This window comes from Arthrobacter sp. SW1 (assembly GCF_001766675.1).
GTDB lineage: Bacteria > Actinomycetota > Actinomycetes > Actinomycetales > Micrococcaceae > Arthrobacter.
This window is the reverse complement of record NZ_MJLT01000008.1, coordinates 43,550-66,008: the sequence shown is the minus strand read 5'-3', so window position 1 is coordinate 66,008 and position 22,459 is coordinate 43,550. Positions and strand designations below refer to the sequence as shown.

Annotated in this window: 21 protein-coding genes, 1 rRNA gene and 1 pseudogene; 6 read left to right on the top strand and 17 right to left on the bottom strand. The window is 66.0% G+C overall.

Going from position 1 to position 22,459, the window contains the following annotated elements:
* From BIU82_RS06595 to BIU82_RS06570, 6 genes are all read right to left on the bottom strand, one after another.
* Nucleotides 1–226: ribosomal RNA gene (locus BIU82_RS06595) — 16S ribosomal RNA — on the bottom strand; the annotation flags it as partial.
* A gap of 732 nt (nucleotides 227–958) precedes the next feature.
* Nucleotides 959–1,264, bottom strand: a complete 306-nt coding sequence (rpsN, locus tag BIU82_RS06590) for a 30S ribosomal protein S14 (protein ID WP_070348674.1) — start codon at nucleotides 1,262–1,264, stop codon at nucleotides 959–961.
* A 2-nt stretch (nucleotides 1,265–1,266) separates the two neighbouring features.
* Nucleotides 1,267–1,437: a 50S ribosomal protein L33 gene (gene rpmG, locus BIU82_RS06585; RefSeq protein ID WP_070348673.1), complete on the bottom strand. Its 171-nt coding sequence runs from the start codon at nucleotides 1,435–1,437 to the stop codon at nucleotides 1,267–1,269.
* Nucleotides 1,437–1,673, bottom strand: coding sequence for a 50S ribosomal protein L28 (gene rpmB, locus BIU82_RS06580; protein ID WP_070348672.1), 237 nt, complete (start codon nucleotides 1,671–1,673; stop codon nucleotides 1,437–1,439). Before rpmB ends, rpmG begins: the two co-directional genes overlap by 1 nt.
* A 367-nt stretch (nucleotides 1,674–2,040) precedes the next feature.
* The gene (locus BIU82_RS06575; protein WP_070348681.1) at nucleotides 2,041–2,841 is read right to left on the bottom strand and encodes an SGNH/GDSL hydrolase family protein; all 801 of its coding nucleotides are present in this window, start codon (nucleotides 2,839–2,841) and stop codon (nucleotides 2,041–2,043) included.
* Nucleotides 2,842–2,861: 20 nt separating this feature from the next.
* Entirely contained in the window at nucleotides 2,862–3,341 is a 480-nt protein-coding gene (locus tag BIU82_RS06570) for a MarR family transcriptional regulator (protein ID WP_070348671.1), read from the bottom strand.
* 67 nt (nucleotides 3,342–3,408) lie between these two features.
* On the opposite strand from BIU82_RS06570, the gene BIU82_RS06565 reads away from it, so the two are divergent.
* Nucleotides 3,409–3,693, top strand: a complete 285-nt coding sequence (locus BIU82_RS06565; RefSeq protein ID WP_070348670.1) for a YciI family protein — start codon at nucleotides 3,409–3,411, stop codon at nucleotides 3,691–3,693.
* 14 nt (nucleotides 3,694–3,707) lie between these two features.
* Here the strand turns inward: BIU82_RS06565 and BIU82_RS06560 are convergent, their stop codons facing one another.
* The 7 genes from BIU82_RS06560 to BIU82_RS06530 all read right to left on the bottom strand — a co-directional run bounded on the left by BIU82_RS06560 (nucleotide 3,708) and on the right by BIU82_RS06530 (nucleotide 11,061).
* A complete protein-coding gene (locus BIU82_RS06560; protein ID WP_070348669.1) occupies nucleotides 3,708–4,550 on the bottom strand; it encodes an SGNH/GDSL hydrolase family protein in 843 nt (280 codons plus the stop codon).
* On the bottom strand, nucleotides 4,547–5,422 hold the full coding sequence (locus BIU82_RS06555; protein WP_070348668.1) for an SGNH/GDSL hydrolase family protein: 876 nt from the start codon (nucleotides 5,420–5,422) through the stop codon (nucleotides 4,547–4,549). The genes BIU82_RS06560 and BIU82_RS06555 overlap by 4 nt, the downstream gene beginning before the upstream one ends.
* 335 nt (nucleotides 5,423–5,757) lie before the next feature.
* Nucleotides 5,758–6,810: a siderophore-interacting protein gene (locus tag BIU82_RS06550; RefSeq protein ID WP_070348667.1), complete on the bottom strand. Its 1,053-nt coding sequence runs from the start codon at nucleotides 6,808–6,810 to the stop codon at nucleotides 5,758–5,760.
* On the bottom strand, nucleotides 6,807–7,718 hold the full coding sequence (locus tag BIU82_RS06545; protein WP_083292228.1) for an ABC transporter ATP-binding protein: 912 nt from the start codon (nucleotides 7,716–7,718) through the stop codon (nucleotides 6,807–6,809). Before BIU82_RS06545 ends, BIU82_RS06550 begins: the two co-directional genes overlap by 4 nt.
* Before the next feature lies 1 nt (nucleotide 7,719).
* Nucleotides 7,720–8,751, bottom strand: coding sequence for an iron chelate uptake ABC transporter family permease subunit (locus BIU82_RS06540; RefSeq protein WP_070348680.1), 1,032 nt, complete (start codon nucleotides 8,749–8,751; stop codon nucleotides 7,720–7,722).
* A gap of 107 nt (nucleotides 8,752–8,858) precedes the next feature.
* Nucleotides 8,859–9,965, bottom strand: a complete 1,107-nt coding sequence (locus BIU82_RS06535; protein ID WP_070348666.1) for an iron chelate uptake ABC transporter family permease subunit — start codon at nucleotides 9,963–9,965, stop codon at nucleotides 8,859–8,861.
* 19 nt (nucleotides 9,966–9,984) lie between these two features.
* A complete protein-coding gene (locus BIU82_RS06530; protein WP_070348665.1) occupies nucleotides 9,985–11,061 on the bottom strand; it encodes an iron-siderophore ABC transporter substrate-binding protein in 1,077 nt (358 codons plus the stop codon).
* A 613-nt stretch (nucleotides 11,062–11,674) separates the two neighbouring features.
* Between BIU82_RS06530 and BIU82_RS06525 the strand changes: the two genes are divergently transcribed.
* Nucleotides 11,675–12,169: an FBP domain-containing protein gene (locus BIU82_RS06525; protein WP_070348679.1), complete on the top strand. Its 495-nt coding sequence runs from the start codon at nucleotides 11,675–11,677 to the stop codon at nucleotides 12,167–12,169.
* A gap of 84 nt (nucleotides 12,170–12,253) precedes the next feature.
* Here the strand turns inward: BIU82_RS06525 and BIU82_RS06520 are convergent, their stop codons facing one another.
* From BIU82_RS06520 to BIU82_RS06510, 3 genes and pseudogenes are all read right to left on the bottom strand, one after another.
* Nucleotides 12,254–15,694 carry an ATP-binding protein gene (locus BIU82_RS06520; protein WP_070348664.1) on the bottom strand — a complete coding sequence of 1,147 codons (3,441 nt, stop codon included), beginning with the start codon at nucleotides 15,692–15,694 and terminating at the stop codon, nucleotides 12,254–12,256.
* A 326-nt stretch (nucleotides 15,695–16,020) separates the two neighbouring features.
* Nucleotides 16,021–16,812 (bottom strand): annotated as a pseudogene (locus BIU82_RS06515) (DUF4194 domain-containing protein); the annotation flags it as partial.
* Nucleotides 16,812–18,263: a DUF3375 family protein gene (locus BIU82_RS06510; protein ID WP_070348663.1), complete on the bottom strand. Its 1,452-nt coding sequence runs from the start codon at nucleotides 18,261–18,263 to the stop codon at nucleotides 16,812–16,814. The pseudogene BIU82_RS06515 and the gene BIU82_RS06510, both read right to left, overlap by 1 nt.
* 217 nt (nucleotides 18,264–18,480) lie before the next feature.
* On the opposite strand from BIU82_RS06510, the gene BIU82_RS06505 reads away from it, so the two are divergent.
* The 4 genes from BIU82_RS06505 to BIU82_RS06490 all read left to right on the top strand — a co-directional run bounded on the left by BIU82_RS06505 (nucleotide 18,481) and on the right by BIU82_RS06490 (nucleotide 22,065).
* A complete protein-coding gene (locus BIU82_RS06505) occupies nucleotides 18,481–18,942 on the top strand; it encodes a hypothetical protein (protein WP_139146529.1) in 462 nt (153 codons plus the stop codon).
* A 7-nt stretch (nucleotides 18,943–18,949) separates the two neighbouring features.
* On the top strand, nucleotides 18,950–19,306 hold the full coding sequence (locus BIU82_RS06500; RefSeq protein WP_070348661.1) for a hypothetical protein: 357 nt from the start codon (nucleotides 18,950–18,952) through the stop codon (nucleotides 19,304–19,306).
* A gap of 372 nt (nucleotides 19,307–19,678) precedes the next feature.
* Complete coding sequence (locus BIU82_RS06495; RefSeq protein ID WP_363968091.1) at nucleotides 19,679–19,972, top strand: hypothetical protein; 294 nt, start codon at nucleotides 19,679–19,681, stop codon at nucleotides 19,970–19,972.
* A gap of 77 nt (nucleotides 19,973–20,049) precedes the next feature.
* Nucleotides 20,050–22,065 (top strand): acyl-CoA dehydrogenase family protein, encoded by a 2,016-nt coding sequence (locus tag BIU82_RS06490; protein ID WP_070348659.1) that lies wholly within the window; start codon nucleotides 20,050–20,052, stop codon nucleotides 22,063–22,065.
* Here BIU82_RS06490 and BIU82_RS06485 read toward each other — a convergent pair.
* On the bottom strand, nucleotides 22,041–22,445 hold the full coding sequence (locus BIU82_RS06485; RefSeq protein ID WP_070348658.1) for a YchJ family protein: 405 nt from the start codon (nucleotides 22,443–22,445) through the stop codon (nucleotides 22,041–22,043). The genes BIU82_RS06490 and BIU82_RS06485 overlap by 25 nt on opposite strands.
* Nucleotides 22,446–22,459 lie beyond the last annotated feature (14 nt).

Here is a 22,459-nt window from a genome sequence, read left to right as displayed (position 1 = left end):
CATCCAAAACCACAAAAGCTTTCCACCCTCCACCATGCGGTAAAAGGTCATATCCGGTATTAGACCCAGTTTCCCAGGCTTATCCCAGAGTCAAGGGCAGGTTACTCACGTGTTACTCACCCGTTCGCCACTAATCCACACCGCAAGCGGTGCTTCATCGTTCGACTTGCATGTGTTAAGCACGCCGCCAGCGTTCATCCTGAGCCAGGATCAAACTCTCCGTCAAAAAAACAGACACAACCACAACGATGGAAATAACACCAACCATGGCTGCACAAAATCTGAAACCAGCTAAAAACACCAAACCATCCACGGGGGTGGACAACCTGGCGCCTAACCAATTCAATAAAAAATCGGTATCAACAAACTTGGCACACTATTGAGTTCTCAAACAACAGGTCACTATTCCAAAGCAGTACCACCCAAACCAACCGGTCCAGGATCGCTCCGGAGCAACTTTTCAAACTTACCCGATCCTCCGCTCCCAGGCAAATCAGCGCTACCGCCGAAAACCAGGACAAAGAACCAGCCTTGAAGGCATCAGCCCAGCCGGAAACACCAGCCGAATTCAAGGGAGTTTGGCCGCCTCCGGGTCTCAGCTTTCCGCTGTCCCCCTCGCGGCGACTCAGAAAACATTACACGGGCCGCGGAGCCTGCGCAAATCAGCCTGGCGCCGTCGCGGGAACCCCGGAATCCCGGGCGAAACACGCCCATGAAGCGCTGCCAGCCGCGCAATGGAGGCCTAACCGACCAGGTGAAGCCCCTCACACCACCGGACATGTCCGGCCGTGACGGCGAGGAGTGCGCATGACAGCACTATGTCCACCCCACACCTCCACGGAAGAACATGTCCGGGCGGAACCGGGCCGTACCCAAGCACCGGAACCCGGAAAAGGCGCCCGGAGACGCGAAAAGGGCCGGCAACCAAACGGTTGCCGGCCCTTTCAGGCTTCTGGAATTACCAGGAAGACTTGGTGATGCCCGGGAGTTCGCCCTTGTGGGCCATGTCGCGGAAGCGGACACGGGAGATGCCGAACTTCTGGAAGGTACCGCGCGGGCGGCCGTCGATCACGTCGCGGTTGCGGACGCGGATCGGGGAGGCGTTGCGGGGCAGCTTCTGCAGGCCGAGGCGAGCCTCTTCGCGTGCTTCGTCAGTCGCGTTCGGGTCAACCAGGGTCTTCTTCAGTTCGAGACGCTTGGCAGCGTAGCGCTCAACGATGACCTTGCGCTGCTCGTTGCGAGCAATCTTGGACTTCTTAGCCATGTTTAGCGCTCCTCTCGGAATTCGACGTGCTGGCGGATCTTCGGGTCGTACTTCTTCAGGACCAGGCGGTCCGGGTCGTTACGACGGTTCTTGCGCGTCACGTAGGTGTAGCCGGTGCCCGCAGTGGACTTCAGCTTGATGATCGGACGTACGTCCTTGTCCTTCTTTGCCATTAGAGCTTCACCCCACGTGCAAGGATGTCGGCGACGACTGCGTCGATGCCGCGAACGTCGATGGTCTTAATGCCCTTGGCCGAAACGGTCAGCGTGACATTGCGGCGCAGGGACGGAACCCAGTAGCGCTTCTTCTGGATGTTCGGGTCGAACCGGCGCTTGTTGCGGCGGTGCGAGTGCGAAATGCTGTGTCCAAAGCCCGGCTCGGCTCCGGTCACCTGGCAGTGTGCTGCCATGTCGACTCTCCTCAAAGTTTTGAAAGTAACGGCCGCAGGATTTCCTGCCTGCCGTGCGATCGGTGACGTCCGCCGTCGGTCCACTGTGTTTTCGGTAGTTCCCGCAGCATCAAGGACCGGTTGAAACAACCAGTACGGGATTGCCGCTGCGGCGAAGAGTGGGTCCGGACACTGGTTCCGGATACCGGGCGGATGGAGGAACGAAGCAACTTGAGCCCCTAACTACCGGCCACCGGATCTTCCGCTGTTTCCAGCAGTCACCGCCAACCGGAGCAATTGCACACGCTCCGCGCCACCTAGCGCCTAATAAGTGTAGGTGCTACGTGAAATTAAGACCAATCCGGTGTATATGGGACTCCGGCGGCGGCTACCGTTCGGGAGCCGTGATCCGGGTCAGTTGCGGGTATCTCGGGCTCAGTCCGTCGCCCGAGGACGTGCCTTTGATGCGCCGTACCACCCACGGGACTGCGTGCTCCCGCGCCCAGCGGGCGTTGTTCCGGGCAACCGCCAAGCGCCCGACGGCGGTGCTTCCGCCGGTCAGGTGCCCGCCTGCCGCAACGTCCGACTCAGCTACCTCAGCCTGCTCCTGCCCCAGCACGTCCAGCACCCGGTTCGCCATGTTCGCGTGGCCGGCGGTGGACATGTGCATCCGGTCCTGGTCCCACATCCGCCAGTCGTGGTACTCGCTGAAGCGCCAGTAGTCCACCAGCTGCGCGCCGTGCCTGTCCGCGATTTCCCGGACCAGTTCGTTGTAGATAGCCGTGCGGCCGCGCATGGTGCCGAACACCTTCGAACTGCGGGCGTCGAACCCCGTGAACAGCAGCACCGTGGCGCCCGTGGCAGCCAAGGCGGCCAGGCCGGCGTCGTAATCCTCCATCAGGGAATCGATGTCCACTTTCGGACGGAAGATATCGTTCGCCCCGGCATACAGGGTGACCAGCGTCGGTTGGAGCGCGACGGCGGCCGCCACCTGTTCTGCCATGATCTGCCGGAGTTTCCTCCCGCGGATGGCGAGGTTGGCGTAGCCGAATCCGCTGTCATTGCGGCCGAGCTGTTCGGCGACGCGGTCCGCCCAACCGCGGACGCCGTTGGGCCGCGTGGGATCAGGATCGCCGACGCCTTCGGTGAAGGAATCCCCCAGGGCGACATAGCGGCTCGAAAAATCCATGCCGACAGTCTGCCGCAAAGTCAGTGCTCGCGCAGGATCCAGTGGTCGGGCTTGAGGCGGGCCACGATCTTTTCGCCGATCCGCGCCAGGTCCGCGACGTCTTCCTCGGTCATCGCGTCCATCATGAGTTCGCGGACGGACTCCACATGGTCCGGGGCGAGGCCCACGATGGTGCCCATGCCGGCGTCGGTCAAGTGCGCCACGGTGACCCGGGCATCGTTCGGGTGCGTCTCGCGTTCCACCCAGCCGCGCTTCTGGAGCTTCGTGACCACATGCGAAAGTCGCGAGAGCGAGGCGCTAGTGCGGGCGGCGAGTTCGCTCATGGGCAGGTACCGGTCCGGGGATTCCGAGAGCATCGCCAGGACGTTGTAATCGAACAAGGAAAGCTTCCCCGCCGCCTGCAGCTTGGTGTCCAATGCCGCCGGCAGCAGGGTGTTGATACTGACGAGGGCCAGCCAGGCGCGGCGTTCCTCGGCATTCAGCCAGCGGGGTTCGGTCATGGAAACCATCCTAGGAGAATTCACTGCAGGAGAATTCCCGTGGCGGGCTGCTGGGTACTCTGGTGGCATGTTCATTGTGTCGCTGACGTACAAGGTTCCGGACGAGATTGTCGACTTCCACCGCCCCGCCCATATGGCCTGGGTGAAGGAGACCTTCGATGCCGGGATCTTCGTGGCCTCGGGCCGGCGCGTTCCGGCGATCGGCGGCGTGCTGCTGTCCCGCAGCGACCGCGCCACCCTGAACGAAGCCCTGGGCCGGGATCCGTTCTACGTGAACGGCGTGGCCGACTTCGAGGTCATCGAATTCACCGTAACCTCGGCGTCCGAAGGCTACGAGAACCTGCTCGACTGAACGTGTCCCGCGCTTTACGCGCGGGTGGCCACCTTTGCCGTGCCGGCGGCCTTGGCGGTGCCGAGCCGCTCAGGAAGGACCGCCGGCATCAGCGCAGGCCAGCGGGCGCCGAGGTGATCACCGCTGGAGATCCCGCGGAACCGCCGCGAAAGCCAGGGGGCGACGTCGCGCCTCAGCCAGGCGGCGTCGTCGGCGACTATTTCGGCGCGGGTACGCTGCCGCGGCGGGCTGAGCACCGGCGCCCGCAGCGAATGCTGCACGCCGAGCACCTCGAGGACTTTCACCGCCATGTATTCGTGGCCGGGAGTGGACATGTGCAAACGGTCAGGGGCCCACATCCGGCGGTCCTGGAACCGTTCGAAGCACCAGTGGTCCACCAGGAGCGTGCCGTACTCGGCGGCGATGCGGCGGATGTGCTTGTTGTAGATGGCCGTGCGCAGCTTGAGCGGTTCGAGCACCGGGGACAGCGGGACGTTGTACTCGGTGAACAGGAGCACCTGCGTGCCGCTCTCGACGAGCCTGGCGACGGCGGCCTCGAAGCGCCGGATCAGCGCGCCGAGGTCCAGCCGCGCGGCGAGGAGATCGTTGCCGCCCGCGTGGAAGCTCACGAGCGTGGGATCCAGGGCGAGCGCGGCGTCCAGCTGCTCGTCCACGATGCGGCGGAGCCGGCGTCCGCGGATGGCGAGGTTGGCGTAGCGGGTGCGGGGATCGTTGCGGCTCAGTTCTTCGGCGACGCGGTCCGCCCAGCCGCGGCAGTCGTTGGGGAGGCGAAGGTCCCGGTCGCCCACGCCTTCCGTGAAGGAATCGCCGACGGCGACAAAGCGCACCGGGGCCGCGTTCAGGATGTTGGGGGTCATGCTGTCTCCTGCGCTTCCGTTTGTTCCGCGGGTTTCCGCTCTTCCACGAGTTTGCGCTGTTCCACGAGTTTGCGGAGGCCGCCTTTGCGTGGGACCTTGACCGGTTCGGGCCAGCGGGGGCTGAGGGAATCGCCGAGGGTGACGCCGCGGAGCTTGCGCCGGAACAGGGGGAAGACCCAGTCGTGGATCCAGCGGCGCTGCTGGCGTTCCCATTCGCGCAGCTTCAGGCGCCGCGGCGGGTCCCAGTCCTTCGGGGAGATCTTGTGCGGCACACCGAGCTGGTCCAGGACCCTGGCGGCGAGGTACTTGTGGCCGGCTTTGGACATGTGCAGGCGGTCCGCGGCCCACATCCGGCGGTCGTGGTAGGCGTCCATGCACCAGTAATCGACCAGCACGGCAGCATATTTGGCGGCGAGCTCACGGACGCGCTGGTTGTACAGGTCGTTGCGTTTCCGGAAAGGTTCCAGCACAGCCGAGACCTTGACGTCGTAGCCGGTGAAGAGGACCAAGGTGGCGCCGGTTCCCGCCAGGCGCGCGACGAGTTCTTCGTATTCGGCCATGAGCTGTTCCATGTCCGTGCCGAAGTCGAGGATGTCATTGCCGCCTGCGTAGAGCGTGATGAGGCCTGGTTTGAGGGCGAGGGCGTGTTCCAGCTGTTCGTCGATGATCTGCCGGAGCCGTTTGCTGCGCACGGCCAGGTTGGCGTATTCCCAGCCGGGTTCGGCCTTGGCCAGCTTCTCCGCGACGCGGTCCGCCCAGCCCCGTACCCCGTTGGGCAGGTGCTTGTTCTTGTCGCCCACCCCTTCAGTGAAGGAGTCCCCCAGCGCGACATAGAGCCGCCGCCCCTCGGAGGAAGAAAGAAAACCACCCACACCCCGGGACCCTACCCACCCGAAACAACCGCAAGGGAACAGCGAGCTTAACGGAGAGGGACGGAGCGGCGCAGGACGGCAAGCGAACGGGGAGGGCCGAGGTGAGCGGCGAAAAGGCAACAAACGCACCAGCCGCAGCCGGTGCTTTGCAGGGAGCGCATCGCCGACCAGAGCGAAGCGCAGGTCGCCCAGCGACCGAAGCGGAGCGGCGGGAGGTGTCTAAGCGACTGCAAAGTAGCGGCGAAGGCGAAAGCCGAGCGGCCGCCGTCGTACGCGTCCAAAGGTGACGCACGCAGCCGGACGAGCGACCGCCGTCGGGCGCTGGAACGAGGGGCTTAAAGCTCCGCTTTCCCCTTGCGCCAGTACCCCATGAAGGCAACCTGCTTCCGGTCGATCCCGACATCCCGCACCAGGTAGCGGCGCATTTCCTTGATGACTCCGGCTTCACCGGCGATCCAGGCGTAGAAGGGCAGGGCGCCGGCTGGCAGGTCCGGGTTGCGGGTGGCCTGGATGGAGGCGGTGTCCATGCGCTGCGGGGTTTCCCAGAGGATGTCCTGGTCCACGTTGACGTCCTCGGGCTCGGGGCCGGCGGCGGCCTCGGAGGCGATGCCCACCCAGCCGGGCACGGGCACGGCCTTGCGGACGGCGTCCTGCAGGAGTTCGCCGTGCGGGCGGGAGCGCCCGATCGAGGCGCCGCGGGCGAGCCAGGTGATTTCGACGTCGGCGGCGGTCTGGAGGTCCTGGAAGTCGCCGGCTTCGGGGACCTCGAGGAAGGCGTGGCCGTTGATCCCGGCGGGCAGGCTTTCCAGGATGGCGCTGATGGCGGGGACGGCGGTTTCGTCGCCGGCGAGAAGGACGCGTTGGGCGAGGCCGGGGCGCCATTCGATGCCGGAGTAGATCTCGGCGGTGACGCAGTGCGCGGCGCGGTTGTTGGGTCCGATGATGGTGAGCGAGTCGCCGGGTTTGGCGTTCAGGGCCCAGTTGGCGGCGGGGCCGCCGCGGCCGTCGCCGTCGAAATGCATGACGAAGTCGACGTCGATCTCCGGGTAGACAGCGTCGAGCCGTTCGCTGCGGACAGTGTAGGTGCGCATGGCGCCACGGACGGCGGGGTCCATGGTGAGCCATTCCTGGTACCAGCCGAGGTTGCCCATCTCGAAGGCGGGCAGTGGCAGGGTGCGGCCGTCGGCGTCGAGTGAGGGGATGAGGAGTTTGATGCGCAGGTCCAGGGTGTTGCCGGAGACGCCGAAGTCGCGCAGGCTGTAGCCGCCGAAGGTGATGCGGCGGAAGTTGGGGCCGATTTCCTGGACGGCGGTGACGGTGACGTCGAAGGCCAGGACCATGGGCTCCGTGGCATAACCATTGGCCAGCGGTGCGGTTTCCGTGCTCATGAGGCGACCTCCAGGACTCGTTGTGTGGATGCTGCGGGTGTTTCGGCTGGCTGGGCGGCGGCCATCGGCTGGGCGCCCTCAGCCGGCTGGGCGCCCTCAGCCGGCGACGGCGAGTGGTGCCGGCCGATCGGAACGATCAGCGGGGTGCCGGAGACGGGGTCCGGGACCACCCGGGATTCGAGGCCGAAGACGGCGCGGACCAGTTCTTCGGTGATGACCTCCGGGCCGGTGCCTTCGGCCACGACGGCGCCGTCCTTCATGGCGATCACATGGTCCGCGTAGCGCGCGGCGAGGTTGAGGTCGTGGAGCACGATCGCCACGGTGGTGCCGCGGCGGCGGTTCAGATCCGTGACGAGGTCCAGGACTTCCACCTGGTGCGCAAGGTCAAGGTAGGTGGTGGGTTCGTCCAGCAGGAGGACGTCCGTTTCCTGGGCCAGGGCCATCGCAATCCAGACCCGCTGGCGCTGCCCGCCGGAAAGCTCGTCCACATTGCGCTCGGCCAGCTCGGTGGTTTCGGTGACGTCGAGTGCGTGGCGGACGGCGAGGTCGTGCGGCGAGGAGTCGCCATGGCTCCAGTTCCGGAAGAAGCCCTGGTGCGGATAGCGGCCGCGGCCCACGAGGTCGCGGACGGTGATGCCGTCCGGCGCCGTGGGGTGCTGCGGCAGCAGGCCGAGGGTCCGGGCCAGTTCCTTCGCCGGGCGGCTGTGGATGTCCTTGCCGTCCAGGGTGACAGCACCGCCGGCCGGCTTGAGCAGGCGCGAGAGCCCCCGGAGCAGCGTGGATTTTCCACAGCCGTTGGCGCCCACGATCATGGTCACCTTGCCTTCGGGAATCTCCGTGTGGAGTCCTTCGATGACCCGGCGCTGCTCGTATTGCAGCGTCAGGTCCCGGGCACTGAGACGGGCCATTTCAGGAGTCCTTTCGATTGGACGTGGCCAGAAGCCAAAGCAGGAAGGGGGCACCAAGGGCGCCGGTCACGACGCCGACCGGCAGCACCGTGCCGTCGAGCACCATGGGTGCCACGTTGTAGGCGAAGTAGTCGGCGGCCAGAACGATCGCGGCACCGGTGAGGGCAGCCGCCGGGAGGCTGGGCTTCCCGGTGAAGCGCCGGGCAATGGGCCCGGCAAGGAAGGCGACGAACGAGACCGGGCCGGCTGCCGCCGTCGCGACCGCCGCGAGGCCGACCGCTGCGAGCACCAGGCCGAGCCGCACGGCACCGACCTTGATGCCCAGCCCGGCGGCGGTGTCGTCACCGAGTTCGAGCATGCGCAGCGGGCCGGCGAGTCCTGCGGTGGCCGGGAGCAGAACGGCCAGGGCGAGCAGCAGCACGCCGATCCGTTCCCACGTGGCCGGGTTGAGGGACCCGTTGAGCCAGATGAGCGCTTCTGCGGCTGTACGGATGTCCGCCCGGGTCATGAGGAAGTTGACCAGCGCGCCGAGCGCGGCCGCGATGCCGACGCCGGACAGGACCAGGCGGTTGCCTGCTGCGTTGCCGTTGCGGCCGGACGCGCCACGCGAGATCGCGTAGATGAGGAGGGCGACGCCGAGGGCACCAAGCAGCGCGGCGACGGACACGGTGGCGCCGGACGCACCGAAAACCACGATCGCGAGGACGGCGGCCGCGCTGGCTCCGTAGCTGATGCCGATGATGTCCGGGCTGGCCAGCGGATTGCGGAGCATGGTCTGGAACAGCGCCCCGGACAGGCCGAAGGCGACGCCGATCATCAGGCCCATGATGGCGCGGGGAAGTTTGTTTTCCATGACGATGAAGCTGGCGCCGGGGATCTTCTCGCCGCCGGTGAGGTGGGCGGTGACGATGGTGAAGAAGTCGGGGACCGTGACGGTGTAGCTGCCGAGCAGGATGCTCACGACGAACAGGATGACGACGGCGGCGGCCAGGAACCAGGTCCTGTTGGGCTTCTTTGCTGCGCGAACGTACAGTTGCGGCCCCTTTTTGGCCGTTTTAGGGGCGCCAACTGTACATTCGCGCTCAACGGTGCGGGGTTCAACGGTGCCGGGTTCAACGGTGCCGGGTTCAACGGTGCGGCTCACAGGGACACCCCCTTTCCGCGGCGGACCAGCCAGACGAACACGGGGGCGCCGAGGATGGCGGTCATGATGCCGGCGGGGACTTCGCCGGGAAGGAGCGCCACGCGGCCCACGATGTCCGAGGCCAGGAGGACTGCCGGGGCCAGGACCATGGAGAACGGCAGGATCCAGCGGTAGTCGGGCCCGGTAAAGAAGCGCACGGCGTGCGGGATGACCAGGCCAAGGAAGGCGATGGGGCCGGCGAGGGCCGTGGCTGTTCCGCAGAGCAGCACGACGCCGAGCGCCACGACGCCGCGGGACAGCCCCACCCGCTGGCCGAGGCCGCGGGCGAGGTCGTCGCCCAGGGCGAGTCCGTTGAGGATGCGGCCGCTGAGCAGCACGATCAGGGCGCCGGCCGCGAGGAATGGAAGGCCGGGCAGGATCACGGACCAGTCGCGCCCGGCCACGCCGCCCACCTGCCAGAAACGGAAGCGGTCCAGCGTGTCCTGGCTCGAGACGAGCACAACGTTCATGAGCGAATAAAGGCCTGCGCTCAGGGCCGCACCCGCCAAGGCGAGCTTCACCGGCGTCGCGCCGTCCCGGCCCATGGACGCGAGAAGGTAGACGACGGCGGCAGCCGCCGCGGCACCGGCGAACGCGAACCAGATGTAGCGGCTGAGGCCGGTGATGCCGAAGAGATAGATGCCGCCGACGACGGCCAGTGCGGCTCCGGCGTTAACGCCCATGATGCCGGGGTCCGCCAGGGGGTTGCGGGCCACGCCTTGCATCGCGGCACCGGCCAGGCCGAGCGCGGCGCCGGCCAGCAGGCCGAGCACCGTCCGCGGGATGCGGGCGTGGACCACGGCGTGGTTGCCGTCGTCGGGGTTGAAATTGATCAGCGCATCCCAGACTGTTTCCAGCGGGATAGCGCGCGCGCCCACGGCGAACGAAGCGCCGCAGACGACAACAAGCACGACGACGGCGGTGAGCAGCCAGGCGGGCTGCTTGCCTTTCGCGGCGCGAACCTCCGCGCGAGCGTACAGTTGCGGCCCTGTTTCGGCGCTTTTTGGGGCCTCAACTGTACGTTCGCGCTCCCCGGAGGGGGCCGTCGTCGTGCTTGGTGTCATGTTCTGTCTACTTGCGCGCCTACTTGGCGGCTGCGTCAGCGCCGGCCGCGAGCTGCGGGAGGAACTTGTCCAGGGCCCACGGCAGGCTCAGCGGGGAGGAAGCGGAGATCGCCAGGGTCAGGGTGTTGTCCGAGTCGGCAACCAGGGCGCCCTTCTTGACGGCCGGGATCTGGCTCAGCAGCGGATCCTTGATGATCTGGTCCTTGGTCTTGGCATCCGGAACCCAGGTCACGAAGACGTCGGAGTCCAGCTCGTTGGCCTTCTCAGCGGACCAAGCGGCGAAGAACTCCTTAGAGCCCTTGGACTTCTCCTCCACAATGGCGGCCGGCTTCATGCCGATCTCGCTCAGGAAGCGCGGGCGGTTGTCGGCGGCGAGGTAAACGTTCACGCCGTCGCCCTTGGCCGGCTCCAGGTTGCCGTAGATGAAGGTCTTGCCCGTGATCTGCGGGTACTTGGCGGCTTCGGTCTTGATGGTGGCCTCGGTGTCGGCAACAAGCTTCTCCGCTTCGGCGGTCTTGCCGAGCGCCTTGCCGATCAGGGTGGTGGCTTCCTGCCACGGGGTGCCGTAGGCGAGCTCAGGCTGAGCCACGACGGGCGCGATTTCGCTGAGCTTCTTGTAATCGGCGGCTTCGAGGCCCGAGTACGCTGCCAGGATGACGTCCGGGTTGAGCTTGGCGATCTCGGTGAAGTTGACGCCGTCGGCCTCGGAGAACTGGGCCGGGGCCTTGTCCGTGCCGAAGGAAGCGCCGAGCTTCTCGAGGGCTGCGTCCTTCCACGGGGTGGAGCCCTTGTCGTTGTTGCCCCACTCGTTCTTCGGGACACCAACGGGAACCACGCCGAGCGCGAGGGCGATGTCGTCATTGACCCACGAGATGGTGACAACGCGCTTGGGCTGTTCCTTGATGGTGGTTTCGCCGAAGACGTTCTTGATGGTCACCGGGAATTGTGCAGCGCTGGCCGACGCCGATTCGCTCTTGGTAGCCGTCGCTGCCGGACCGGTGGAGCAGGCAGTCAGGGAAAGCGCGACGGCGGCAAGGGCGGCAGTTGCGCTGCCTGCGGTCTTGAGCAGGGCACGGCGCGGGAGGAGGGAAGCCATGTGAATCCTTAAGTCAGTGATGCGAACTCAAGTAAGGCTAGCCTATCCTTCTCGATATTACGAAACACTTACATCACCTAATTCCGAGAGCGCATCGAGCCTGGCAACGCGGGGTCGCTTACGGCCCATAAATCCTGCGAGCATGGGCCGTAACTGACCCCGCGTTGGCTCTGGGGGCGTTGGCGCCGGGCGCGTGGACAGGAACGCCCGGTTTTTGGCAGGATGGCAGGGCCGGATAATTGCCGGAGTCAACAAAGTGGTCAACCGCACCCCGGACCTAGGATGCGGAACCGTACAGGATCGGGGGAAATGAGCATGCGCGCTGCATCAGCGAACGCTGCCATGGTGAGTGAGGTGGCCGTTTCGGCCTGCTTTGCACCTCTTTCTGCGTCAGCCATCCTGCAGGGCCGCCCGGGTTTCTGACCCCGGCCGCCATTCTTTCCGGAGTCGGCCCCGGAAATCTTCCAATGAGCCCTCACGGGTAATCCCTGCATGCCGGAATCGGCGGACGCCTCATGTCCACCTCACCCCGCCGCACCTTTGAAGGCTGTGTCCTTACAGGACCATGCCCGCACCGGGCAGGCGGGTCCATCCGATGCGAAAGAACATCACCATGCAGAAAATCACTGCCCAGCAGATCCGTTCGTCCTTCATCAACGCGAGCCGTTCAGAGGCCGCCAAGCTCAATCTCCCCCGGGATTTCGAGGCCCTGGACTGGGATTCGCTCGACTTCCTGGGCTGGCGCGACCCGAAGATGCCCCTGCGCGGTTACCTCGTGATGCCCGAGAACGGGAAGCTCACCGGGATCATGCTCCGCGCACCCGAAGGCGGTGCCGGCAAGAACAGGGCCGTGCTGTGCGAGCTGTGCCGGGACGTCTTCTCCAAGGAAGACGTCTACCTCTGGGTGTCCAAGCGCGCGGGTCAGTCGGGCCGCGACGGCAACACCGTGGGGACCCTGATCTGCGCGGATTTCCTGTGTTCGGCGAACGTGCGCAAGGAACCGCCGGCCAACGAGATCAACCCCGACCCGGCCGCCGTCGTCCTCCGCCAGATCGCGGGACTGCAGGAGCGGACATCGCGGTTCCTGGCGCGCGTCCGCCAAGGCTAGAACCGGCCGCAACCCGGCAACGCGGGGTCACTTACGGCCCATAAATACCCAAAACATGGGCCCGAAGTGACCCCGCGTTGGGAATTAGCGGAAGACGATGTCCACCGGATTGGCCTCGGAACGCCATTCACCCGGCGTTCCGGGGCCGCTGATCACGGGGGCCGTGAGGACGCCGGAACGGTTGGTGCGCTTGTCGCGGAGGATTTCGGTGACCGAGCCGAGGTGCCGGGAGAGATCGATGACGTTTTCCGGCGCCGCCAACAGCAACTGGAAGCCGAACTCGTGCAGGGCCTTGATGCCGGCGCCGGCGAATTCCTCGGACGCGAGCACAAAAGCTTCGTCCATCATCACCGTGCCGTACGTGGTGAAGCCCTGCTCGGCGATGCCCAGCTGGTAGCTCAGCGCCGCCGCCATGATGAACGCCGTGAAGCGCTGCCGCTCGCCACCGGACATGGAACCGGTATCCGTGTGCATGAAGACCTCCGTCTTCACACCACCCCGCGGACCCTGCACCTTCCGGTGCTCCTTGCACTGGATGAACAGGTGCCCACGCACGTCCAGCACCTCGGCCCGCCAGCGGCGGTCCTCCGGCGCCTGCGAACCAAGCCGCTTGACCAGCGTCTCCAGCGACTTGTAGCGGTTGCCGAGTTCGACGTCGTCCTCCACCGCGGCACCGGCGGAAGCCCCGCGGCGGGTGTGGCGGGCCTTGAGGGCGTTCTGGATGGCGTCCTTGAACTGCTTGGCCGTGGCCGGCATGGTCTGCTTGATGTCCAGCTCGAGGTAGCTGCCCTCGTGGAAATTCACTTCGGACAGGATCCCGTTCAGCGGCAGGATGCGGCTGGTGATGGCCCGCCGTTCCTCGTCCAACAGGTGCAGCAGGGTGCTGAAGGATTCGTGCGTGCGCTGGTTGAAGAACTGCCGGAATTCGGCCTCCTGCGCGGGCAGGCCTTCGCTGACGATCTGATGGTAGCGGGATTCGAACTCCCCCGCGGCTCCGATCGAGGTGCCATGGTCCGCGGAAATCGCGGTGCCCCATTCGCGGACGAAGCCTTCGAAGATGCGGCTGAGCCGCTCGGCGAGTGCCTGGCCGCGGGATTCAGCCGCGTGCAGTTCGGCGAGCAGCGAGTTCCGGACCTTGTTGGCCAGGTTGTCCAGCTCGTGCAATTCGGTGATGTCGCCGAAGTCGGTGAACTGCGGTTCCAGCGCGGCCACCGTGGCGTCCGACGGCGGCGCGTCCGCCAGGCGCTTGCGCGCGGCGTCCAGCAAGGAGTCAGCCGTGGTCATCTGCTGGTCCAGCGCTTTGTATTCGCTTTGGAGGACGGCGGCGGCACCTGTGGAGGACTGGTGCTTTTCACGTACGGCTTCGATGCTGGCGCGCAACGGTTCGAGGTCGGCCTGTGCGGCCAGGGCGTCCTTGAGCCGCTGCTCCAAGCGCGACAGTTCCTCCACAGCCACGGCGGCGGAGACCTGCTCCCAGCTGCGTTCGTCTTCGGCCACGCGGCGCAGGGCTTCGAGCTGCCGGGCCATGCCCTGGTGCGAATCTTCGCGGCTCTGGGCGAGCTCGGCGGCCTTGGCCAGCTCGTTTTCCAGCTCCTCGACCTTTGCGGCGAGCAGTTCCTGCTTGGATGCGTTGTCGAAGCCCAGCACATAGTCGTGCCGGCCGGTGAAGCGGTCGTCCTTCTCCACCGTGTGCCGGTTCCGCTTGACCACGCCGCCCAGGCTGAGCCCCTTGTCCAGCCCGGCCAGTTCGTCCGGGTCCTCGACGCACGGGTATGCGAAGTCCAAGGCGATCCGCTCACGGACCCATTCACCGGCGTCGGCGTTAACGCCCGAGGCGAGGATGTCCAGCTTGGTCAGCAGATCGCCGTCGGACACGTCCTCCACAGCCAGCGCACCGCCGGCGAGCGGCTTGGACACGTCAACCGCGCGCAGGGCGCCCCGGATGGTGTTGTCGTTCAGGAAGCGCGTGACGGCGGCGAAGTGCTCGCCCGGGACCAACAGCGTGGTGGCGAGGCTGCGCAGGGCGCGCTCGGCGGCTGGCCGCCACTGCTCCTCCCCCTCCGCCAGATCGATCAGTTCGCCCGCGAACGGCATGCGTTCTTCCGGAACGCCGGTCGCCGCGGCGATGGCCGTGCGGTTTTCAATGCTCGACGGCGGCAGCAGGGACTTGCGGCTCCGCAGCGATGCGAGTTCCTGCTGCGCCGCGGCGAGTTCGCGCTTTTTGGTGGCGTGTCCGTCGAAGGCCTCGAAGCGCAGCTCGCGCAGGGCCTCGGAGTCGTCCTTGAGCTCGGCGGACCGGGCTGCGGCCTGCTCGTGCGCCTGGTTCCAGCCATCGGCGGTCCATTCCAGGTCCAGGCCGGCGTCCGCAAGGGCCTTCTTCGCCGCCGCTTCCACATCCTGGCGGAGTTTCAGGCCGAGCCGGGCGTTCTCCAGCGACTGCTCGATGGCCGAGATCGCGTTGCCGCCCTGGTTGTTGTAATCCGATTCGAGCTGCCGCAGTTCCTTGGCCAGGGCATCCCGGACCGAACGTTCCGCGCTGAGCTCCTTGGCTTTCTGCTGGGCAAGGTCTTTAAAACGGGCCAGAGTCTTGCTGTGGACCTCGACCGCGAGCAGCTGCTTGTAAGAATCGAATTCCTCGCCGCTGAGCTCCCGCAGCCGGTTCGCCTCCAGCAGGGACTCTGCGTACTCCTTGTTCAGCCCGGGCACCGGTGCCAGCTGGTCACGCTGCTGGCGGACATCCTCCAGCCGCTGCCGGATGGACATCAGGTTGCTGAACTCCTCCACAACGTCATCCGCCGCGGCGAGCGTTGCCGGCGGATCCAGCACCTGGTCCCGGAAGAAGGTGTTGACGCTGCCGCCCAGGCCCTTGCCGGCCTGGATCACGCGGAGCAGGGGAAGCGCCTGGTCCGAGTTGATGCCCAGCAGGCGGCGGAAACGCTCCGCGAACGCCTTGTGGACATCGAAGATCTGGGCGTCCGGGAAGATGCCCTCCAGGGAACCCTTGGTGAAGCGCTTTTCCGCGATGCCCTCGATTGCGGCGAGGTCCAGCGGTTTGTTGTCGATCAGGTAGAAGCGGCCCACGCTGGACTCCGTGCCGTTCTTCGGCAGGTCGAACAACGCCGAGACCGTCACCTTGGTGCCGGCCGCGTTGTCGAACGTCAGCGCGACGGCGGACCACGTGGCACCCGGACGCTGGAAGGCACTGGCCGAGCCCTCGCCCACGGCCTTGTCGCCCACCTTGCCGCGCATGTACGTGAACGTGGTGCGCTTGTCCTCCACAGAGCCGCCGGCCCGCTGCGCCGCGGCCTCGTTGGAACGCGGGCGGGCGTCGAAGACACGCAGCATGGCGTCGAACAACGTGGACTTGCCCACGCCCGAGTTACCGGTCAGCAGGGTGCCGTTGCGGTCCACGTGCATGGTGTGCGCGCCATGGAAGGTGCCCCAGTTGACCACCTGGACCAGCGCCAGTCGCATCTGGCCCGGGTTCACCTGGTCACCGATCGGAAGCATGCTCGCGATGGTCATTTGGCCGCCTCCTCGGTGGTCGAGCTTGGGCCCCCGGTGGTCGAGCTTGTCGAGACCCCGGTGGTCGAGCTTGTCGAGACCCCGGTTTCGACAGTTTCGTCGGTTTCGACGAGCTCAACCACCGGATCGTCGTCCGTTTCGTCGGTTTCGACAGGCTCAACCACCGGAGCGGCGGTTTCGACGGGCTCAACCACCGGATCGTCGTCCGTTTCGACAGGCTCAACCACCGGATCGTCCGTCTCGACGGGCTCAACCACCGGATCGTCGGCTTCGACAGGCTCAACCACCGGATCGTCGGTTTCGACAGGCTCAACCGCCGGATCGTCTGTTTCTGACAGCTCCAGCAGCGGCTCGGTGCCGGTTTCGTCGGATCCTGCCGCTACCAGGGCTTCGATCTGGGCCGGGATGTCGCCGATGTTTTCGAAGGGCAGCGCCAGCGGGAGGGCCTGGGAGATGGCGAAGGTGTCGTCGATGCCGGTGGCCAGCAGGAGTTGGCGCGCCAGGAGCTTGGTGATGGTGCGGTTGACGACGTCGGCGTCGCGGAGGGCGTCCTGCTGGCCGGCCGGCTGGTAGTGGGCCACGAGTTCGGCGATCTCTTCGCGCGTAATGGTGGGCTCGGTCTGGGCCGTGGCGTGCCGGTCCAACAGGAGCCGCAGGCGCAGCAGCACGATGGTTTCCACACGGCTCAGGGCACGCTGCTGGCGCAGGATGCTGGAACGGGCGCTGCCGCCGATGACCTCGGGATCCACCGGGCGCAGGACCGCGATCTTGCGTTCGTGGTCCAGTTGCAGGCTCAGGAACAGCTCGGAGAGGCGGCTGCGGAGGATCTGCTGGTTGTCGAGCAGGGTGGTCCACAGCTTCTCGTCGCGGCCGCCGTCGACATACGGCCCCTTCAGCAACCGCACCAGGGCCTGGCGGAGCTTCATGGGCAGCACACCGGTGTCGCCGGGGAAGAGCGCGGCGCCGTCCACGAAGGTATCGCGCGGCGTCACGCCACCAATGCTTGGAATCCGGGTCTCGACAAGCTCGACCACCGGATCGACAAGCTCGACCACCGGATCGACAGGCTCGACCACCGGATCGACGACCGGATGCGGCGTCGTAGTTTCTTCAGTCATTAGGAGTCTTCCTTGAGCGTGACCAGCGGCAGGTACGCGGTGCGGGTGCTGCCGTCGATTTGTTCGAAGTCGATGTTTTCCCAGTTGTCCCGCTCAAACGCCGCACCGCTGTGCAGCGCGTGGGAGAGCAGTGCGCGGACGGTGTTGATGTGCCGCTCGTCGTCGGGAAGGTTTTGCCACGCCTCCGCCAAGGTGGCGGCTCCCGCGGCAGCCGCGCGGACGACGTCGGGCCTCGCCTTCGCGGACCGCAGGGACCGCACCCGGTCCGCATCGCTGAAGGCGATCGGCTCCGCGAGTTTGGGCGGCGCGGCGAACTCGTCCGGGTCGAAGAGCTTGACCATGGCGAGCGACTCGAACGCCGCGTTGTACAGCACGGGTGCGCGGACCAGGCCGGGCCGGTCGCGCTCGTACGGCATGGAGCGGATGGCCTGCTCCGCTTCCCGCAGCACGTGCCGCAACCGTACGGATTGACGGATGTCGTCGCTCTGGATGTAGGCGTTCAGGCTCTCGGAGAGCTTGCCGTAGATCCGCTGGATCTGGCTGTGCTGCGTGCGGAGTTCGGCCACCAGGTTCCGGAGGGTTTCGCGGTCCTCGTGGCTCAGCTCATCGGCGAACTGCCGGCCCAGCACCTCACCGATCGCCGAACGGAAACGCAGTTGCTGCTGCGGGTCCTCAAGGAACGCGGTGAAGGAGCGGAAGGTCCTGCCTTCGGGGCTCTGCCGCAGCCGCTTGTCCGCCTCCAGGACTTGGGCCATGGTGGCGCCCTTGCTCAGCGACTCTTCGATGATCTGGTTGCGCAGTTCGCCCACCAGTTCTTCGATGCGGTCGCGCATCTTCTTGTAGTCGGCGGGCAGGCTCGCGGCCAGGTCCAGGATGTTTCCGGCGGCTTCGACGGCCTCTTCATCGTCCAGCAGGCCGTCGAAATCGCCGGAGCTGATGTCCTCGATCAGCTGCTGCCGCTCCTGGATTTCCTCTTCGAGGGCTTCCAGGCGGGCACTCTGGTCCGGGTTCGTTTCGTTGGCAAGCTTCTCGACGTCGCCCAGCAGCGTCCCCAGGCGCGAGCCGTTCAGGGTGGAGCGTTCGCTGGAGAGGCTGTCCAGGAAGGCCAGCACGCGGGCCGCGGCTTCGGTGACTTCGTACACGATCTGACCGGACTGGTTGCGGCGGGTCAGGAACTGCTTGCGGGTCCATTCGTCGCCGAACGCCTTGCCGTTCGCCGAACCGCCCAGCCCCGGGTCCTGCCGGCGGAGCTGTTCAAGGAAAGCGTCGACGTCGGCGTGGAACTCTTCGAGCGGAAGCTGCGGGCGGGCTCGGGTAAAGGACGCCTGGAGCACCGCGATCACCCACGGCGCCGAGCGGGTCAGGGCCCAGGCCGGGCCTTTGGTGAGAAGTTCCAGGTCCCGGAGCCGGGCACTGATGGCGTCTGCCGAGGACATCGCCGAGCGGGACACACACTCTCCTTCAGCTGCCGCGGTACGTCAATGGCAGCGGGATTTCCCGAAAACTGCCCCGTACAAGGTTAACGCAGGGTGGCTTGGACGCGGTCCGCAGGGTGAAGCGGCGAGCGCCGCTCCTTCACAGATTCCAACAACCCCTAACCGGTTCGAGGACAGGCAGGCTAAGCCCACGGCATCTCGTCCAGCAAGCGGGCATTAGGAGTTGATTTGCTTGAACGGCACCGTGCTGGAATCAGACGTCATGGCCATCAAGAACGCTACTGCTGATGCCACAGCTGCGCCTAGAACGGCAATGTCCCTCGCGGCAGATCCGGCATATGTAATCCATTCCCGATGGAACGATAACTTGGCCAAGCCGACGGTCATTCGCAAGGGGACTGCTGCCTTCGGGTGGGCACACGTGCAGAAGCACAGCGTGACGTTGAACATGATCAAGAAAACAACAATGTTCCCCAAGACTCGATCGATCCAGGGCGGGAACACGATTGTGTATCAGACCCCCGCCAACGAATATGATTGCTGGCTGGGCATCTGCAGGATCAAAAGGACCATGGACGTGCGAGCTGTTGTGAACAACACCCGCATGGGAGACGGCCTGCAGAAGGGTGTCATTACAACCTACTGTGTGGGACCTATGACTTGCCCGGCGTGGGTAGCCGCAACAGCGGGATAATGAATCAATGACTTCTTCGGTAGGCTTGCACACGTTGATCCTTGCCGAGGTCCGGGCAATTTTTGCCGACTCAGACCTCGCCCAAGCCTTGAGACCGCGAGGTATGTCGATTGTCGATGGCTGCATCGAAATTCTCTACGATGGCTTTCCCAATGATTTAAGAGGCCCCTTCGGGGCGCGGTTCGAGTTGCCTAAAGACGAAGGCGATGAGATCTGGAACCGCTATTCCAATGAATACGGTGGCATCCACGATTGGGCCGCCTACGGGGTGGTGTTCCGTCTGGTGGAGATCTACGAAACATCATTTGAAAGGATCCGCCCGCAAGCCATGGAAGGCACCTGGTGGCTTGAGGAGATCGTGTAACCGGCCCAGTTCGGCAGCGCCCGCTGGGGCTCCGGACAAGGCCATGGGAAGGAAGGGCCCTGCGCCTAGGATGCACCTTGTCTAGACGCAGGGCCCTTCCATGCCCGAGTAGCAGCACACCGAGCTGCGGAGGCGGCAACACAGTTGAATCCGCCGCGACCGCTCCGTGACCTTCCTTCCGGCGAGGATTTCAATCAGGCAACATCTCCGTGTGCCGCGGCCGCAATGCTGGCCCGGGACTCCGCGCGCCCCTATTCTCGAAACACCGGCCTCCGATCGCACGGCCACGGCCGGTTTCCCGCATCACCCTTCATTGCTTAGTAGTCATTGCTCAGTACTCATTGCTCAGGGGGAACAATGGATCTTACGGCTTTGGACACTTCCATCTACGTCTTCGCCGGGACGTTGCTGATCGCGTTGGCGCTGGCCGCCTTCATGGCGCTGGCCGCGCTGGCCACGCTGGCGTTGGCCGGCAGCGCGCAGCTGCTGTGGTTCGTGCTGCGGAACACGGTAGGTGCGCTGCTGAAGGCCACCGTCCAGGGCATCAACTTCGCCTGGGAGCGCCTGGTCCATCACGCCGGAAAAGTGGAGCTGCCGGCCGAATTCCAGGCCGCTCCGGGCTCTGGCACAGGCAGTTACCCGCGGGTAGCATTGAGGGACAGCTGAAGGGTTCACCACCCACGGCGGACCCTCAGGTCAAGCCATAGGCCAGGCGCCACAAGCGCAGCCAAAGGAGTCCTGCCATGACCTCCGCCACCCAGAAGCCCAGCACCCGGAACCCTGCCACCGCCGGCGCCGCGACCCCGGACGTGACCGCCGCCGAAGCCCGCGCCGTCGCCGAGGCCGCGCGCGAGCAGGAATGGTCCCGCCCCAGCTTCGCCAAAGGCCTCTACCTGGGCGCCTTCGATCTCTCGCTGATCCATCCGTGGCCCCAGGCCCGTCAGGACGATGTCGAACGCGGCGAAGCGTTCATGGCGTCGTTGCGCGATTACTGCGAAACCATGGACGGCCGCAGCATCGAACGCGATGCCCGCATCCCGGATGAGTACCTCGCGGGCCTTGCCGCGCTGGGCGTCTTCGGGATGAAGATTCCGCAGGAGTACGGCGGGCTCGGCCTGTCCCTTGTCTATTACGGACGCGCGCTGGCGCTGCTGGGCTCGGTCCACCCGAGCCTTGGCGCCCTGGTCTCGGCCCATCAGTCCATCGGCGTCCCCGAACCCGTGAAGGTTTTCGGCACCGCCGGGCAGAAAGAGAAGTACCTTCCGCGCTGCGCCGCCGGCGCCATCACGGCGTTCCTGCTGACCGAGCCCGACGTCGGCAGCGACCCCGCGCGGATGGGCTGCACCGCAGTGCCAACGGACGACGGCGGTGCGTACCTCTTGGACGGCGTGAAACTTTGGACCACCAACGGGGTGATCGCCGAACTGGTGGTGGTCATGGCCAAGATCCCGCCGTACACCGCCCCCGACGGCACGGAACGCAAGGGCGGAATCACGGCCTTCGTGGTGGACATGGATTCGCCCGGCATCACCGTGGAAAACCGCAACGCGTTCATGGGCCTGCGCGGCATCGAGAACGGCGTGACACGTTTCCACCAGGTCCGGGTTCCCGCGGAAAACAGGCTGGGCGGCGAAGGCCAGGGCCTCAAGATCGCATTGACCACCCTCAACACAGGCCGCCTCTCCATCCCCGCCCTGTGCATGGCTGCCGGCAAATGGTCGCTGAAGATCGCCCGCGAATGGTCCAACGCCCGCACCCAGTGGGGCCGCCCGGTGGGCAGGCACGAAGCCGTGGCCAAGAAGATCGCGTTCATCGCCGCCACCACCTTCGCGCTGGAAGCGGTCTTCGAGCTCTCCGCCGAGATGGCCGACGCCGGGCAGAAGGACATCCGCATCGAAGCCGCCCTGGCGAAGCTCTGGTCGACTGAGCTGAGCTGCCGGATCGCCGACGAACTGGTTCAGATCCGCGGCGGCCGCGGCTTCGAAACCGCTGATTCCCTGGAGGCCCGCGGCGAACGCGCGGTCGCCGCGGAACAACTTTTCCGGGACCTGCGGATCAACCGCATCTTCGAAGGATCCTCAGAGATCATGCGCCTGCTCATCGCCCGGGAAGCCGTGGACGCTCACCTCGCGGCAGCAGGCGACCTCGCCTCCGCGGAGGCGAGCCTGCAGGACAAGGCGCGGGCCGCCGTCGGCGCCACGGGGTTCTACGCGAAGTGGCTGCCCAAGCTGGTAGCCGGCGCGGGGCTGGACCCGCGCTCCTACGGGGAGTTCGGCCGGCTGGCCCGGCACCTGCGGTACGTGGAACGGGCGTCCCGGAAGCTTGCCCGGCAGACCTTCTACGGCATGGGCCGCTGGCAGGCAGGGCTGGAGCACAAGCAGGCGTTCCTGGGCAGGATCGTGGATATCGGGGCCGAACTGTTCGCCATGGCCGCGAGTTGTTCGCGGGCCGAGGCCTTGCTGCGCAGCACCCCGGAGCATGGCGCTTCCGCGTTCGAGCTCGCGGACGCCTATTGCGAGCAGGCCCGGCTGCGCGTGGACGCTTCCTTCGAAGAGCTGTGGAGGAACACTGACGACGCCGACCGGACGGTGTCCGCGAAAGTCCTCGCCGGGGACTACGCCTGGTTGGAGGCCGGGGTGCTGGATTCCTCCGAAGGCACCGGCCCGTGGATCGCAGACGCCTCCCCCGGCCCTTCAGCCAAGGAAAACCTGCACCGGAAGTACCGCGCTGTTCCTCAGGCGACCACACCGTCCACGTAGTACCAGCGGCGGTCCACCCGCAGGAAGCGGCTCCTTTCGCGCTGGACCCCACGTTCGCCGTCGTACGAATAATGCGCGGCAAACTCAACGGTCCCCTCGGAGTCCAGGGGGCCGCCGCGCGAGGTGCCGATGATGTCGAGCCGCCGCCACTGCATGTCCGGCTCGAGCTCCAGTGCGGTGGGCCGGGTGTCCGGGTGCCAGGTGCGCAACAGATATGTGGTGTCCAGGAGCACGAAGGCGCTGTACCGCGAACGCATGAGCTGCTCCGCCGTCGGGGCCTCCGCGTCGCCGCGGTGGAACACCCCGCAGCATTGTTCGTACTGCTCGCCGGACAGGCACGGGCAGGCACCGTTGCGGAGCACGGAAGGGTCGAGCGGCATGGGTCCTCCCGGAC

Excerpts from the sequence above, each read along its gene's own strand:
- BIU82_RS06530 (WP_070348665.1), bottom strand. The coding sequence starts at position 11,061 with ATGGCTTCCCTCCTCCCGCGCCGTGCCCTGCTCAAGACCGCAGGCAGC.
- BIU82_RS06520 (WP_070348664.1), bottom strand. The coding sequence starts at position 15,694 with ATGACCATCGCGAGCATGCTTCCGATCGGTGACCAGGTGAACCCGGGC.
- BIU82_RS06485 (WP_070348658.1), bottom strand. The coding sequence starts at position 22,445 with ATGCCGCTCGACCCTTCCGTGCTCCGCAACGGTGCCTGCCCGTGCCTG.
- BIU82_RS06565 (WP_070348670.1), top strand. The coding sequence starts at position 3,409 with ATGTTCATTGTGTCGCTGACGTACAAGGTTCCGGACGAGATTGTCGAC.
- BIU82_RS06570 (WP_070348671.1), bottom strand. The coding sequence starts at position 3,341 with ATGACCGAACCCCGCTGGCTGAATGCCGAGGAACGCCGCGCCTGGCTG.
- rpmB (WP_070348672.1), bottom strand. The coding sequence starts at position 1,673 with ATGGCAGCACACTGCCAGGTGACCGGAGCCGAGCCGGGCTTTGGACAC.
- BIU82_RS06535 (WP_070348666.1), bottom strand. The coding sequence starts at position 9,965 with ATGACACCAAGCACGACGACGGCCCCCTCCGGGGAGCGCGAACGTACA.
- BIU82_RS06490 (WP_070348659.1), top strand. The coding sequence starts at position 20,050 with ATGACCTCCGCCACCCAGAAGCCCAGCACCCGGAACCCTGCCACCGCC.
- BIU82_RS06550 (WP_070348667.1), bottom strand. The coding sequence starts at position 6,810 with ATGAGCACGGAAACCGCACCGCTGGCCAATGGTTATGCCACGGAGCCC.
- rpsN (WP_070348674.1), bottom strand. The coding sequence starts at position 1,264 with ATGGCTAAGAAGTCCAAGATTGCTCGCAACGAGCAGCGCAAGGTCATC.
- BIU82_RS06545 (WP_083292228.1), bottom strand. The coding sequence starts at position 7,718 with ATGGCCCGTCTCAGTGCCCGGGACCTGACGCTGCAATACGAGCAGCGC.
- BIU82_RS06500 (WP_070348661.1), top strand. The coding sequence starts at position 18,950 with ATGACTTCTTCGGTAGGCTTGCACACGTTGATCCTTGCCGAGGTCCGG.
- rpmG (WP_070348673.1), bottom strand. The coding sequence starts at position 1,437 with ATGGCAAAGAAGGACAAGGACGTACGTCCGATCATCAAGCTGAAGTCC.
- BIU82_RS06525 (WP_070348679.1), top strand. The coding sequence starts at position 11,675 with ATGCAGAAAATCACTGCCCAGCAGATCCGTTCGTCCTTCATCAACGCG.
- BIU82_RS06560 (WP_070348669.1), bottom strand. The coding sequence starts at position 4,550 with ATGACCCCCAACATCCTGAACGCGGCCCCGGTGCGCTTTGTCGCCGTC.
- BIU82_RS06575 (WP_070348681.1), bottom strand. The coding sequence starts at position 2,841 with ATGGATTTTTCGAGCCGCTATGTCGCCCTGGGGGATTCCTTCACCGAA.